A 14,478-nucleotide genomic window follows, 5' to 3' on the forward strand; every position below is an offset into this window, starting at 1 on the left:
TAGCTCTCCCCCTTCCTCTACACGGAACATAGAAGTAAAAAGTGAGCGTGAGTTATTACCTCAGCCTGAGCCAACAACTTTGTACCGCTGGGTAGATAAGCCGGCCGCTGAGGCTGCTCGCGTTTCTGAGGCGAATGAGCGCTTGCAAAAGGCGATTAGTAGCCCTGAATTCATGCTTGATCATTGGGTGGATCTGCCCACTTCACCTGAGGTCCGTCATAAAAAAGCGCAGCGCTTAAGTTTGCGCGAAGCGATTTTGCTTGCTCTGCGTTATAACCCAAATATTCAAAATGCGGAATTGGATCGTATCATCCAGCGGTATGAGTTGCGATTGGCGCATAATGAGTTTGAGTTGCAATATGCTTTGGCTGGCGCTGCTTCTGTGGAGAAAAGCCGTTACAGTGGTGTGGGTAATACGACGAATAAAAGCTTTATTGCTTCGCCTGAAGTGAATTTGAAAACTAAACTAGGTACGCAAATAGGGTTAAACATCGATAATAATGTAGCGAATTACAATAGTTACTCACCCGTGTTAAATTTTTCCATCAACCAGCCTTTATTACGAGGATTTGGTAAAGCAGCCAATGAAGCGGGATTATTGGATGCAATCGACAATGAATGGTTAAATAAATTAAATTTACAACAGTCGGTTATTGATCAAATCACCCAGGTCATCACTGCTTACCGGGCATTGATTTTAAGCGGTAATAATTTGCAAAACCAAAAACTGCAATTGCAGGAGGCACGAAAAACTTATGAAATCAATGAGAAAAAGATAGCCGCAGGCCAATTAGAGCCTACAGGCAATATTCAGCAATCCTATCAAATTGAGTCATTGAGTTTAATGGTCGAACAGGCTGAAAACGATTTTAAAATTGCTGCCCAAGATTTGCTGCAAACGATAGGCTTGGATCCTAAAATGCGCCTATCGGTACCGAGCAATGTCGTCGTTAAAAAAATCATTGTACCGGATTTAAAAGAGTCCATTGAGTGGGCACTGCAACATAACACGCAATATTTAGCGCAAAAAATGGTCTTGCGTGCCGATGAAAGAGCGTATAAGGTGGCTAAAAACCAACAGCTCTGGCAGCTGGATGTGGGCGCTAATGTGCAAAGCGGCAGAATCAACGAGGTCGATGGCCAAAGAGGTTTTCCTTCCATCTACAATGGACAAAACATCAACCAAACTGCCAGGGTCACCTTAACGATTCCCTTGCACGATCTGAGTCGCCGCAGCCAACTCATTTCCGCTAAAGTGAGGTTGGAAAAAGATCGCTTGAATCTGATAGCGCTGAAGCGAAGCTTAGAGACGACTATCACCAATACCATCAATAGCATTGAAAGCTTGGCAAAACGGTACCAACTTGCGGAAAAGCAAGTTGCTTTGGCTGAAAAATCCTATGAACTGGAAAAGAAGAAACAACAAGCCGGCATTGCCAGTGCTTTGGATGTGAATAATACGCAGAACCAATTGATTCAGGCACAAATGGGTCTAATTGGTGCTAAAATAGCCTACCTTAATCAATTATCCACCCTTGATCGCATTTTGGGTAAAACCCTCGATCATTGGCAAATTAAACTTAGGTACGGTGCATGAGAAACAGGCTAATATTCATTTTTGCTTTACTCAGTTTACTGGTAGGCTGTGGAAATCATGCTGAGCAAAAGAAAAATGCTGCTCAGACTTATGTGGTTAAACCGGAACCCGTGCATAAATCACTTTATTTCACTGGCACAATTCAGCCTTTACATGAAAGCGCGCTAACAAGCCCGATGGATGCTGTGGTTGAAACCCTGCATTACCATTATGGGCAGCATGTTAAAAAAGGAGATGTCGTTGTCACGTTAAATTCCAACGAATTACAAAAACAATATAACGATACGCTGACTGAGTACCTCAAAGCGAAGGATAATTTTACTGTTGCACAGTCAAAATTTAATGGCACCCAAGAGCTTTGGAATGCCGGGTTGATATCAAAAAATAACTTCTTAAGTGAAAAATCAAGCTTAGCAACAGCTAAAGTCAGTTTGATTCAAGCCACCCGACGGCTAACTGAAATGCTGGAAAAAATGGATGACGGGAATGCCCAACATTTATCGGAATTGAATATTGCTGAGTTCGAGAAAGTAAGGCAGGCTTTGGCAGGTCAACACAATTTAATTCACCTAAAAGCCCCAGCCGATGGCGTCTTGCTTTATCCTCCCAAATCAGGGGAAGAGAACTCAGGGAAATTAAGTGTGGGATCAACTGTGAAAGCAGGACAAGTGCTTGCACTGATCGGTGATTTAACAGGGGTTAGCGTCGAAATCGACATACCAGAAATTGATATCGATAAAATCCGCCCAGGCATGCGCGCCAAGGTGACAGGTGTTGCTTTAGGCAACCATGTCTTAAAAGGCGAGTTGGTTGCCGTGAATGCGCAAGCAACAACCACTCCCGGAGGCGCCCTGCCCTCATTCAGTGCAGTGGTTGAAGTGAAAGCGCTTAATGAATTACAGCGTCCCTGGATTAAAGTAGGCATGAGTGCCGAAATTGAAATCGCTGTTGACAGCAATGAACAACTCCTTGTGCCCATCACGGCGGTGAGGCAGGAGAAAGGCAGATCCATCGTCAAAATAATCACAAAAAACGGTTCACCAGAAACACGTGTCGTAACAACGGGTGCAGCGCTTGCCGATAAGGTAGTTGTTGCCTCCGGCCTTAAATCGGGTGACGTGGTGGCCTATGACTAGTGACGCGTTGATTGCCCTAAACAACATCGTTAAAACCTATACAATTGGCGGCGTGAGCGCCAAAGTGCTTAAGGAAGTCTCCCTGACTGTGGATGAAGGGGAATTGCTTGCCATCGTGGGTGCCTCAGGTTCGGGTAAATCCACCTTAATGAACATTATCGGTTTACTGGATAAGGCGGATGGCGGCAATTACTTGCTTCGTGGCAACAATGTCGCGGGCTTAAGTGAAGATGCCTTAGCTATTTTACGCAATCAAAGTATTGGATTTGTATTTCAGCAATTTAATTTGTTGCCACGGTTTAATGCCAAACAAAATATTGCCTTGCCTTTAACCTACCGAAGCGTTGCACAAGCTGAAATCGATGAGCGTGTGGCTTATGCCCTTGCTCGTGTGGGAATGCAATCATTCGCTGAACATCGCCCCACGCAATTATCAGGTGGACAGCAACAGCGCATTGCGATTGCGCGCGCGCTGGTGGGGGAGCCGAAAGTGATTTTAGCGGATGAGCCCACAGGGGCTTTAGATTCTCGCACAGGGAGTGAGGTGATGAATCTATTTTTAGCTCTTCATAATGAGGGACGAACCATTATTTTGGTAACCCATGATGAGCAAGTTGCCGCCCAATGCGCAAGGCGCATAACCTTGGCAGATGGGCGAATCATTGCAGAGAGCAGGCGATGACATTGCTTAACCATTTCCAACAAGCATTAGTGAATTTGGCCGCTGCAAAATTGCGATCCTTTCTTGCCGTACTGGGTATTTTAGTGGGCACAGCCGCCGTGGTTGCCTTAATTAGCTGCGGGCAATTGGCAACTGAGAAAGCGTTAGCCCAGTTTAAAGCACTAGGCACCGATTTACTTGCGATCTCGGTGTATGAAAAAACGCCGAGTAAATCGAATAACGGGGAAAATCAAATCCCCTTACGTGTTTGGCGGCAAATTCCGGAGCGAATACCGCAAGTCTTACGCATCGCACCTTATGGAACAGGCTATCAACCCATCAGTTTTGAAGGAAAAATGCTGCAAGGGGCAATCATTGGCGCCGATGAGTCTTTAGCCAATATCATTCATGTTAAGCTGGCTCGTGGCCATTTTGTTTCATTTGTTGAATCATTTGAGCATTTCTGTGTGATTGGCGACACCTTGGCACGACAAATAAAAGAAGTCAGTTTTGAGGATCCGATAGGTAAACAAATCCGTATCGGCCAAGCGCTTTATACGATTATAGGGATAGCCAACCCCTGGAAAGAAAATGGTTTCTTTAACGAGGATATCAATCAATCCGTTATTATTCCGATAGCAGGGATGGCATTGGTGAGCAAAGAAAACAAAATAAATAATGCCGTTTTATTGTTAAAACCGGATAGTCCAATCGATGATGTCATTGCCCAGGTGAGGCAAATTTTAATTGCGCAAGCTCCGAAATTGAGTTTTTTTCCACGAAGTGCTAAGCAAATTATTGCCAGCATGGAAAACCAAGGTCATATCTTTACCCTGTTGCTGGCGGTCATTGGCAGTATTTCCCTGTTAGTAGGGGGAATTGGCGTCATGAATGTCATGTTAGTTTCAGTCAGTGAGCGTAAAAAAGAGATTGGCATACGCAAAGCGGTAGGGGCAAAAAACAAAGAGATCCAAACCCTTTTTCTGGTTGAGTCGGTTATGCTCTCGCTTTTAGGCGGCTTTTTGGGGGTCATTTTAGGGTTGATCTTTACTCGTGTTGTCGCCTATTTTAGTGGTTGGTCGTTTACTGTCTATTTTATGCCCCCTTTAGCGGGATTTGCTGTGTCTGTAGCAACCGGGATTTTTTTCGGCTTTTATCCTGCAAGGCGGGCGGCAAAATTGGAGCCTATGGTCTCTTTACGCAGCGAATAAATGACAAGGAGATTGAGAAATGGTGCTGGATAGGTTTAAACGCGACTTACAACAACAAAAAATCCCTGCTTTTTTATACGGCACGGCCTGGAAAGAAGAACGTACCCAGGAACTGACCTTCACGGCTTTGAATGCAGGGTTTGAAGGCATTGATACGGCTAACCAACGTAGACATTATTTTGAGGAGGGTGTCGGATTAGGCATCCAACAATTCCTGGCGACAAGCGGCAAAACACGGGCAGATTTATTTCTGCAAACAAAATTTACTTTTGCCAGTGGCCAAGATCACCGTAAGCCTTATGATGAGTCGGCCCCTATTCGTGAGCAAGTCAACCAATCATTTGCAAGCTCGCTCAAACATCTGCACACCGACTATATTGATTCTTATGTTCTCCATGGTCCTCTTTATATTCAAGGGATTACCGAAGCAGATTTGCAAGCTTGGTACGCGATGGAAGCTTTATGTCGAGACGGGCAGGTTAAATTTTTAGGCGTTTCAAATGTCAGCTTAAATCAGCTGGAAGTGCTATGCCAAAATGCATCGATTAAGCCAAGTTTTGTGCAAAATCGTTGTTTTGCTATAAAAAAATGGGATAAAGCAATAAGGGAATTTTGTGCCAAACAAGGCATTATTTATCAAGGCTTTTCACTATTGACAGCGAATCAAGAATACCTTTTCTCTCCTTTAATCCGCGAACTTACAACAAAATATAATCGAACCATTGCGCAAATCCTATTTCGCTTCGCTTTACAAGTAGGGATACTCCCTTTGACAGGCACCACTCAGCGTCAGCACATGCAAGAGGATTTAGACTTGCTTGATTTTGAGCTGAGTAAAAAAGAAGTTGAACAAATTGAAACAATTTGCGAGTAGATCCATTGGGTTAGTTGGGATTCAGCTAGACAAACTAAATTCCATATGACAGGATAACCTCGACTATTTTTGCTTACTCCTCTCTATGGAAACAGTAAGCGGAATAGTTACCAATTTTGTACGGATTAATTTATAAGGAGATGTAATGAAGCTTAGATTGGATAAACTCCAGCTTAAATTGCTTGTCGCCCCAGTGTTGCTTGGAATCCTCAGTACCCAAGCCCATGCTTTACCTGATGCACCGGGTAAAGTTCATCATCCAATTCACTATAAACCTCACACCAACCATTTAAGACCCTCAGGATTAACACCAAACCAGGTGCGTAATGCTTATGGTTTTAATACTATTTCAGCCAAAGGGAAGGGACAAGTTATCGCCATTGTTGATGCTTATGATAACCCACGGATTGAAGCGGATTTAGGTGTGTTCACTAAGCATTTCGGCCTACCTGCTTGCACCACTAAAAATGGCTGTTTCAAAAAAATCTATGCGAACGGCAAGAGACCGAGAACGGATGCGGGTTGGGCTGGTGAAATTGCCCTGGATGTCCAGTGGGCTTATGCAATGGCGCCAGAAGCGAAAATCATGCTAGTTGAAGCTGCAAGTGATAGCTTGCAAGACTTATTCAAAGCGATTCAAGTTGCTGTTGATAATGGTGCTACTGTCGTTTCAATGAGTTGGGGAGGCAGTGAGTTTGCACAACAAACCACGTTAGATGATGTTTTCAACAATCCAAAAGTCACTTTCTTCGCTTCTTCTGGTGATAATGGTGCAGGTACAATGTATCCTGCTTCTTCACCTTATGTCGTCGGTGTTGGTGGTACGACTTTAAGAATAGATAATCATGGCAATTACCATGGCGAAACAGCTTGGTCTGGAAGTGGCGGTGGAGTCAGCTCGGTAGAAAGTTGGCCTGCAGGACAAAGCAGTTTACCTATACCGCAATCGAATAATATGCGTGGTGTTCCTGATGTTGCCTATAATGCTGATCCAGAAACCGGGTTTGCGGTCTACAATTCCGTGCCCAGTGATGAAGGCGTGGGTTGGCAAGTTGTGGGCGGAACAAGCGCCGGCGCGCCTCAGTGGGCAGCTATCGCCGCTGTTGCAAATTCCGCATTGGGAACTAATTTAGGTGGAAAATTCAGTAACCTGCTGTACACAATAGCAAACCCAAGCACTGGCAGTTACATCTATAATTTCAACGATGTGAGTTCAGGTGAAAATGGGGATTGTGAGTATTTTTGTGCCGCGCAAGATGGTTACGATTATGTTACCGGATTGGGAAGTCCAGAATTGGGCACTTTAATCACCGATTTAGGTACATACAACATGCTTGAATTGGCTTCGGCTCAAGAAAAATCTGAGTGATATGGTGTTATCTCTCAGTTTTGGTAGTCGGGTTAAGGCGTTAACTCATCGCCATTAAGTTAAGATCCGAGTCGCGGCTGTAGGAGAGGTTATGTTTCTATCCGCTCCCTGCGGTTGCGACTGGATTAGATAAATTTAACCTAACTTAAGAAACTCAACGTTCTCATAATGTTCGTCGTCGGATACATATTCTTCAACCGCAAGCCTGTCCTCACGCAATCGAGAAACAAATTGATCCAAGGTAACCTTGTTTTTGGTTTCCCAATCTTTAATTAGAAGACCAAGTTCATCTTCAGCCAATAATTCTAAGCCTTCGATTTCTGCTGTTGAAGAGGAGTTTATAAAAGCGAATAGGCTATTCACCGCTTGAAGTTGTCCTCGATCCGCTTTTTGTTCTAACTCTAGATCTTTCCCCTTATCTGAAACGGTTTTATTTGAATAAAATGACAGGGCAACTAAAGGCGTTTCGGAATTCGGAGAAGGAATTTCTAAGCCTTCTTGTAATCGTTTGTAAGCATTAAGTAGAACGCTCAGCTCTGCTGCTGCGGTAAGATGATATTCCTTTTTGAAAGATAAACGAGAAGCATCTTTGTCTACGTAATAACAATGGAAAATGCCTTTTTCCCTTGCTTTTGTGTAACATCTCTCCGAATCATCGTAATAGTGATATTCGGAGCATGGAGGCAGGGCAGTACTGATGGACTCAAGCATGATATTTTTGCCCTGAATGTAGATCGTTTTTACGTTATTCTCATAATTCTCGAGCAAGGGGGTTGCAATAATAAAAGGTTGCGGGCGGCCTTTTAGGTAAAATTTAGTTAATCGATGATGCTTGAATGCTAGCGTTTCCGTTTTCTCTGTTTCGACGTCTGTTTCAGTTAATTTTAAGAGCGGCAGGAAATACGATAATACATATTCAGGATCTTGATGGAAGGTAGCCACTGCACAAAATCGCTTGTCGTCATGGGCAATTTTTTCATCCAAATTAGATTTAGTGTTGTTTCCAGGCCCAAAGGCTTCTTGGATTCCAGCAGTATGCGCGATAGTAATTGTTTGATCAAAATCCCAAATATCGAGTATTGGAAGAGGGTACATGAGCGTGATTTCCTGATTATATAATTGAAAAATAGATATACGATATGACGAACATCTGGCCTACCGAATGTTACAAAAACAGTAGACTATTTGTCAAATAGTAAAATTTATAAATAAATCAATAAAATATTAATCATTTTGATGGCAAAATTATCTTTGCTGGCTAAAGTAATTCTTGATTAGCTAGCCTCAGCTATCTGCTTTTATGACCCGAAGTTCGGGTCATTGGCCTAAGTGTGAAGCCCGGTCGCCCTAATTAACCGGAATAGCTGGAGGTTCGGTGAAAAGACAGGCCTCGACAGTTTCATCAGTTAATTGATCGGTTTTTGACATCCATTTTTCAGCTAACTCTTCCTGCCTAGCGGTTGCGGAGCAGCTAAAGAGCGGATGCTTACCAGCAAGATATCGCCCGCCCATAATGAATAATCCTAATCCAGCGAACAAAATGCTAACTAGCATGATTACATCAGCTACAAAGCGTATCTTTTTGTCACGATGAGTAAACTCATTTTCAGCTGTCTTTAGGATTTCGGTTGCTTGTTTCTTGATGGTCTTCTGAGATAAACGGATACCTAACGCTTTATCATAAAATTTATTAATTTCTTCAATAAACTGTTGATCGTGTGGATTATCAGCAGTTTTGTGATCATGAAATTGTTTTATCGTCAGTAAATCTTGGGCAATTTCTTTTGTGAAAACCGTTTTTTCTGTGGCTTCAATGGCATGCCAGAGAGAGCTATCGGATATTGCCCCTTCCATCAACCTTTCAGCCAACTCTTGATTAGACCGTATGAGGTTAAAGACTCTCTCAATTTTTTCTACCGTATAACCTGGATTTACTATCTGATTGTTTTTAACTTTTTGATAAAGTTCATGCTCCTTTTGTAATTGAGCCAACAGCGGTTGATAATTGCGTTGTATTCCGGGAGGCAGTTGTAAATACAACCCTTTCAGGGGCTCAAAAGCGGCTATTTTTTCCTCTAAAATTTGCACCTTTTTAAATTCTTCGTAAGAATTTAAAAAAAGGATTTCTTTATCATAACCTTCTTTCGCCGTTTGATAGGGTTGCTTTAAGCTGGGGGGCAATTCCCTGAAAGCTTCATCTAACTCTTTGAAGGCACTAATTTTTCTTTGGCCAGATGCTTCAAGATAGGTATGCTCTTTCTCCTGATAAGTGTCATGACTTAATTTCCATTGATTTAAAATTGAAGAAGCGGCTTCGAAATCTTTTCTGAGCTCAGCTTTAAGAGATAAAGGTAGTGCTTCAAGTTTGTCCCATGCCATGCTCAACAGTTCTTCCCTTTTTGATAGCGAGTCCTCTTGATGAAATTGAAGTACTATTTTTCGATATTCCAGTAGGTTGCTGCGCCAGGTAGTTAAGAGCACCATTTTTTCATGGGGGTTATCAGTACGGTTTCTGAAGGTGCTTTCAGAGTAGGCGCTTTCTGCCTGATTCCAAAAAAGGTCATTGCTGACGATTTGTGTCAATAATGGGCTTAATTCGATATCTTCTACCTGGGTAGAGTATAATTCCTCCAAGCAAATGGTAAGCAGTTGAGCTCCACTCATCTCTTTAAGCTCGTCATAGGTAATGGGGTAAAAAAATAAGCCATTATAACGAGGATTAAGAGTGTCTTTTTCTTCATCTGAAGCGGTTACAGTAGTGCTAAGTGTCGTGTTTTTCTCAAACAAGTCGGTAATTATATCGGAGGCTTTTTTAAATTCGTGTAATTGGCTTAGAAGGTCTTCTTTCCATATCGGAATGTATTCTGCAAACTCTTTTTCCTTGCCTTTAGTACGTTGCAATTCTTTGATGAGCGTCATAATCCCATGCGCTCTTTGCAATGCAGTGACTACTTTTAACCAAGCTGAGGGCTGAGCTTCCTTGTGTGTAGTGCAGTATTCATTTTCCTCTCTGCAATAATCGGCATCGAGTTTATCATAATGGGAGAAACGTTCGGATGCGTGGCGGCCTGGTGCTGCAAAGGCATATAAATGGCGTAATAGGGCACCCTCACGATATTGAGGGACATAAGCATAACCTGTTTGTACCGTGCTATCGAAAGAAGCTTTACTTGACAAGGCTAATAGATTGCCGGATGAAGACTGGAAGTCATGATGCCATATATTATATAGATCACCTTGTCTTCCCAGAACAGCGACATAGTGATTATAATCCTTTATTAACAAATCGTAATCTATTTGGCTAAAATCAATTGGTGTTCTGGGGTCTGCGAAATGCTTCAACCAAGCTTCCAGGCGGGCTGGGAAGGCAATTGGCTCTTCCATCCTTAAGGCTGTTTCTAGTGGCAATTCTTCCCCTTCTCCATCCGCTTGTTCATCTTGGGTTCCTTCTATTACAGATGAGGAAGGACTTGAAGTCTTTGGAGCAATATAACTTTCGTATACCGATACAGATGCTTTTGCAAGATGAGGGGCTTCTTGTAATTTGCCTAGTTTATCTAACCGTAAGTTTAAAGTTTCAGCATATTTGCCAATTACACTTTGGCAATTACCTTCAGGCCCAAACGTGGCAGTTCTGAATCCAGGGATGGCTGTGTATTCCGCTAATTCGGCCAATACTTCTTGATTATTCTGCAATAGATCTGGGGGGAGCTCTTTAAATACTTTGGTAATAATTTCTGTAAAATCACCGCCTATCCTCTCAGACAGTTCTCTCGCATGGGAAGCGATATGAGGAAGCAATCCTTTAATATTTCGATAATTCGCTATATAACCTTTTGTAAACCACGCATGATTTCTCAGGCCTCCCTTTTTATATTCATAGGGGACAAGAATATCTTCGTTATTTTCTGGCCTGGCGAAGTCACGATTTGCAGCACCGTTATCGATACCACCAAATTGCTTGATTTCCGGGGCATCTTCCGATTGTCGGCTATTTTTGAAAACGACGATATTACCACTGTGTACGCTGAAATTTCCGACTAAGATGGCAAGCATCAGGACTACTGACAAGCCAAAATAGAGCTTTTGTTTAGTCAGGTTTGGATAGAGAGAAGGGCCATAGATCATTTCATAGAGTGGATCGCGATCGGAACCATCTTTATATCCTGTGCCAATTAACTTAAAGAGCTCATCAAATTCTTCACAAGGTTGGATAAGCGCATAGCTGCCATCTTCGCATTGGATGAAGTCGGCACAAATTAAAGAGCGATGATATCTTTCATCTATAAGATTTCTGTCTTTGAGTCCCTTATAAAGTCGCCCGATTAATCCTTCGATAAATAATTCCCTTTGATCAGCTGGCTTTTTAATAAAATATTTCTTCTTAGGCTCTCCCTCAGTTTCGTAAAAACCATCCAGAGGATTCCTATTTTTACCTGCTGTTTTGTCTTTGAATTTTATTAATTTTTGCTTCTCATATTCGAACATTTAGCTAGACCCAGGAAGAACTTATAAAAGAATAAATTATAAATAGTAAAGCTTAAGGGAGTCTTAAGGGATGGGGCAAAATTAAGTCAAATTTTCCCTGCTCAGGGCAATAAAATAAGGCAATAAGGCAGACAAAAATAACAATTTTCTCTCGGTTCATACCTGATTGCTTCTCCCCCACACTTCATGCGGGGGAGAGGGAAGGTGGGATACTTATGGGACAACCGCATGTTGCCTCCCAAAGCAATGATCTGGGGTTTATCCACGGAATCAACATTCCGGAAGGTAGACGGGGAGAGTTGCTATTTTTATCTATTGCTTTTTATCGATTGGCAATGCAAAAAACAGCAGCAAATTTTGAGTTACAAAGTTTATAAAAGCGTGGACTTATTACCATGTAAAATAACTATTAGAGTGGGTTTTAACTATAAATGAATTAGTTGGTTTTTCTAACAAATTCAGATTTCAATTTCATTGCCCCCACGCCCTCGATTTTACAATCAATATCGTGATCACCTTGGACTAATTTAATATTCTTAACTTTGGTACCTACTTTGATAACTAATGAGGAGCCTTTGACCTTTAAATCCTTTATTACCGTAACCGTATCACCATCTTGAAGTCTGTTCCCATTAGCATCTTTCACAATCCGCTCATTTTCTTCACTTTTATTTGAAGCCTCTTTTACCCATTCATGCATACATTCTGGGCAAATGAGAAGCGAGCCATCTTCGTAGGTGTATTCTGAATTGCATTTCGGGCATTGAGGTAATGTGTTCAAGGTAAATCTCTTTTTGGGTGTAAAATTCATTGTACCACAATTCATATGCAGTAAGTGTGAAGACACTAATCTTGCAGGCAGCAATAACTCGTAGGAAAAAATCCCTTTGGGTTACCAGTGTAATTGGACTATCAGTTATCCGTTAGTAAATAACATTGACTTTTTGGTCGAAATTCGTATTAATTTAATATTCTGCTAGCGTTTTATAAAAGGATTTTAAAATGTCAGGATTTTTTAATTGGTTCTCAACAAAGGCGCCAACTTCATCTCAAGCACAACTTAATACTCAAATCACTAACGGTGCGATACAAGTAACGGGGCAGGTTGCCCAAGGTGTTGCGGGATCATTAAATCCCTGGGCTGTGATACCTACCGCATTTGCTCAAACACTCATATCAGGGTATTCCATTTTTCGTTCTGATACCCATTTGCATGAAAAATTGGTGCAAATTTTGCAAACCTTACTTTCAAGTGCAGAAACAGGTTTGGCAATAGCCCTACTGTTTCAGCATGAAACCTGTAATAGCGAGTTAACAAGTGATATCTGTACCGCCCTCGCTTTATTCCAAACGTTATATGGTGCAACGTTGGTTGTTACAGGTTCTGTAGGTATGGTTTTGGCTCAAAATCCGACTCCCTCTACTGGAAATAGAACAGTCAGAGCGGCGACTGAACCACAGGAGCATGGTGAGGAGGAGGGGCATGCGCAGGATGATGAGGAACGCAATTCAATTGAAATGAGTAGGGTATAACTATATTGAAGAAAATTAATCGATTACTGCTTATCAGGCCTTAAAGTGAGGCAGCTATTGAGGCAAGCAGTAATCGCTTGAAATTCTTTCAAAATTATCATTGAATAGTGATATAAGCTGCTTACAGAAAGTAATATAGAGATTTTCTTCACGGGTAAGGCTCTTAGCCCTATGTTCGTTCGTAGATTTGTAAATTAAAGAATATCGGACAGGGAAAGGACTTTCGATCCCCATCATCAAGATAACAAAGGATGTGACAAATGATAGGAAATCTAAAAAAAGCATCATCCCTGAAAAGTTTGTCTTGTTTAATGCTGCTTTTCATCATCGTCATGATTAGTGGTTGCAAACTGATAGATCAAGTCGAAGAAAGCACCAATGCGATTGGTGAAAATAAAAAAGCAGTGGAGTCGGCGACGGAAGCCATAGAAACAAACAAATTGGCAGTGCAAGCCAGTACTAGCGCGATAGAAACAAATAAATTGGCTGTACAAGCGAGTACAAATGCAATAGAGACAAACAAATTGGCAGTACAAGCGAGTACAAGCGCTATAGAAATGAACAAATTGGCTGTAGAAGAAAGCAGCCGCATTATCGCTGAGAATAAAAAAGTCGTTGAGATGAGCATCAAAACGATTTTAGAAAATCGTGATGCGATTCAAAAGGCCAGCCTAGCCATAGAAAATAATGAAAAAATTGTTAACCGCAGTACACAAGCAATTCAGGAAAATATTGCTGCTATCCAGCAAAGTTCGTTAATGATTAAGAAAAATGCCGAACAAATTCAGGAACTAAGTGGTTTACTAAACAAATTGAAATTAAGCCCCTCTATGATCAATATCATCCTGCTGATTATAGCAGTCTATTTGCTGATGATTCCTTTATTAATGATTTTCTTTATGTGGCGTATTCATCGAGATATGGCCTTACTTAAATCATGACTTTCGTGAACCGCGTCAGCACAATTCAATACCAATTCGGCGGGGACAGATGATTCCCCGCCTTTCATCCCTGAATTTGTCTAGAGTGTCATCCCTTGTGGTTCAGGGGCGTCACCTGCCCCATCTTCTTCCTGAGATTCTACTGTTCCATCAGTGGGAGCAGTGGTGGGATTGCCTGCAGTAACAAAAGGATCTTTTGATACTTCGCTCGGAACCCAAGTTACTAAAAGGGTAGCACCGTAAAGCGTTCCGCATAAAGCAAGTGTGGTGCAAATGAAGGCTTTAAATTCGTCATTGCAGGTATGAGGATTGTAAAGTAAGTAAATCGATATCCCCGTTCTAGCCCCTGCCAAAATTGTTTGTAATAAATGGATGCCTTTTTCGTAAGTATGAGTATCGTGGCGCAAAATAGAATAGAACGACGCAACCGTTTGTGCGCATGCGGTAGGAAGGATGGTCAAAGGATTTGGATCTGATGGGTCTGTCGTACTACTCATAATTTCACCAAGTATCTGAGTTCCGGCATTGGTACGTTGGGTATTCCGATGTGCTGCCGAGGAAGAGGGTGCGCGTGACGTAAAAAAATTAAATAAATTGGAACAAGGCATACGAAGTCTCACTCAATTATTGACAAGGGATTAAGACAAATTCCAAGGAGTGAGTCAATC

Annotated in this window: 13 protein-coding genes; 9 read left to right on the forward strand and 4 right to left on the reverse strand. The window is 41.9% G+C overall.

Translation table 11 applies throughout. From position 1 onward, the window contains the following. The first annotated feature begins 79 nt into the window (after positions 1-79). The 6 genes from LMI_RS00235 to LMI_RS00260 all read left to right on the forward strand — a co-directional run bounded on the left by LMI_RS00235 (position 80) and on the right by LMI_RS00260 (position 6,848). Positions 80-1,597 carry a TolC family protein gene (locus LMI_RS00235; protein WP_231852267.1) on the forward strand — a complete coding sequence of 506 codons (1,518 nt, stop codon included), beginning with the start codon at positions 80-82 and terminating at the stop codon, positions 1,595-1,597. Continuing rightward, positions 1,594-2,733, forward strand: coding sequence for an efflux RND transporter periplasmic adaptor subunit (locus LMI_RS00240; protein ID WP_045098016.1), 1,140 nt, complete (start codon positions 1,594-1,596; stop codon positions 2,731-2,733). The genes LMI_RS00235 and LMI_RS00240 overlap by 4 nt, the downstream gene beginning before the upstream one ends. Then, on the forward strand, positions 2,726-3,415 hold the full coding sequence (locus LMI_RS00245; protein ID WP_045098017.1) for an ABC transporter ATP-binding protein: 690 nt from the start codon (positions 2,726-2,728) through the stop codon (positions 3,413-3,415). The genes LMI_RS00240 and LMI_RS00245 overlap by 8 nt, the downstream gene beginning before the upstream one ends. Further along, positions 3,412-4,605 (forward strand): ABC transporter permease, encoded by a 1,194-nt coding sequence (locus tag LMI_RS00250; RefSeq protein ID WP_045098018.1) that lies wholly within the window; start codon positions 3,412-3,414, stop codon positions 4,603-4,605. Before LMI_RS00245 ends, LMI_RS00250 begins: the two co-directional genes overlap by 4 nt. A gap of 19 nt (positions 4,606-4,624) precedes the next feature. Then, entirely contained in the window at positions 4,625-5,479 is an 855-nt protein-coding gene (locus LMI_RS00255) for an aldo/keto reductase family protein (protein WP_045098019.1), read from the forward strand. Between the two features lie 145 nt (positions 5,480-5,624). Further along, entirely contained in the window at positions 5,625-6,848 is a 1,224-nt protein-coding gene (locus tag LMI_RS00260) for a S53 family peptidase (RefSeq protein WP_045098020.1), read from the forward strand. 135 nt (positions 6,849-6,983) lie between these two features. Here the strand turns inward: LMI_RS00260 and LMI_RS00265 are convergent, their stop codons facing one another. Both LMI_RS00265 and LMI_RS14725 read right to left on the reverse strand, forming a co-directional pair. Beyond that, a complete protein-coding gene (locus LMI_RS00265; protein ID WP_045098021.1) occupies positions 6,984-7,943 on the reverse strand; it encodes a hypothetical protein in 960 nt (319 codons plus the stop codon). Between the two features lie 252 nt (positions 7,944-8,195). Next, a complete protein-coding gene (locus LMI_RS14725; RefSeq protein WP_052679394.1) occupies positions 8,196-11,336 on the reverse strand; it encodes a LepB GTPase-activating domain-containing protein in 3,141 nt (1,046 codons plus the stop codon). Positions 11,337-11,551: 215 nt separating this feature from the next. Between LMI_RS14725 and LMI_RS15290 the strand changes: the two genes are divergently transcribed. Continuing rightward, positions 11,552-11,713 (forward strand): hypothetical protein, encoded by a 162-nt coding sequence (locus LMI_RS15290; protein ID WP_153280295.1) that lies wholly within the window; start codon positions 11,552-11,554, stop codon positions 11,711-11,713. Between the two features lie 59 nt (positions 11,714-11,772). On the opposite strand, the gene LMI_RS00275 is transcribed toward LMI_RS15290, so the two are convergent. Further along, positions 11,773-12,117, reverse strand: a complete 345-nt coding sequence (locus LMI_RS00275) for a zinc ribbon domain-containing protein YjdM (protein WP_045100462.1) — start codon at positions 12,115-12,117, stop codon at positions 11,773-11,775. Positions 12,118-12,338: 221 nt separating this feature from the next. Between LMI_RS00275 and LMI_RS00280 the strand changes: the two genes are divergently transcribed. Together LMI_RS00280 and LMI_RS00285 are read left to right on the forward strand one after the other, a co-directional pair. Continuing rightward, positions 12,339-12,869, forward strand: coding sequence for a hypothetical protein (locus LMI_RS00280; protein WP_045098022.1), 531 nt, complete (start codon positions 12,339-12,341; stop codon positions 12,867-12,869). Positions 12,870-13,129: 260 nt separating this feature from the next. Then, positions 13,130-13,810, forward strand: coding sequence for a hypothetical protein (locus LMI_RS00285; RefSeq protein ID WP_045098023.1), 681 nt, complete (start codon positions 13,130-13,132; stop codon positions 13,808-13,810). Positions 13,811-13,890: 80 nt separating this feature from the next. Here LMI_RS00285 and LMI_RS00290 read toward each other — a convergent pair whose 3' ends face one another. Continuing rightward, positions 13,891-14,307, reverse strand: coding sequence for a hypothetical protein (locus LMI_RS00290; protein WP_175576392.1), 417 nt, complete (start codon positions 14,305-14,307; stop codon positions 13,891-13,893). Positions 14,308-14,478: the final 171 nt, after the last annotated feature.

Origin of the sequence: Legionella micdadei, assembly GCF_000953635.1 — a bacterium.
Lineage (GTDB): Bacteria > Pseudomonadota > Gammaproteobacteria > Legionellales > Legionellaceae > Tatlockia > Tatlockia micdadei.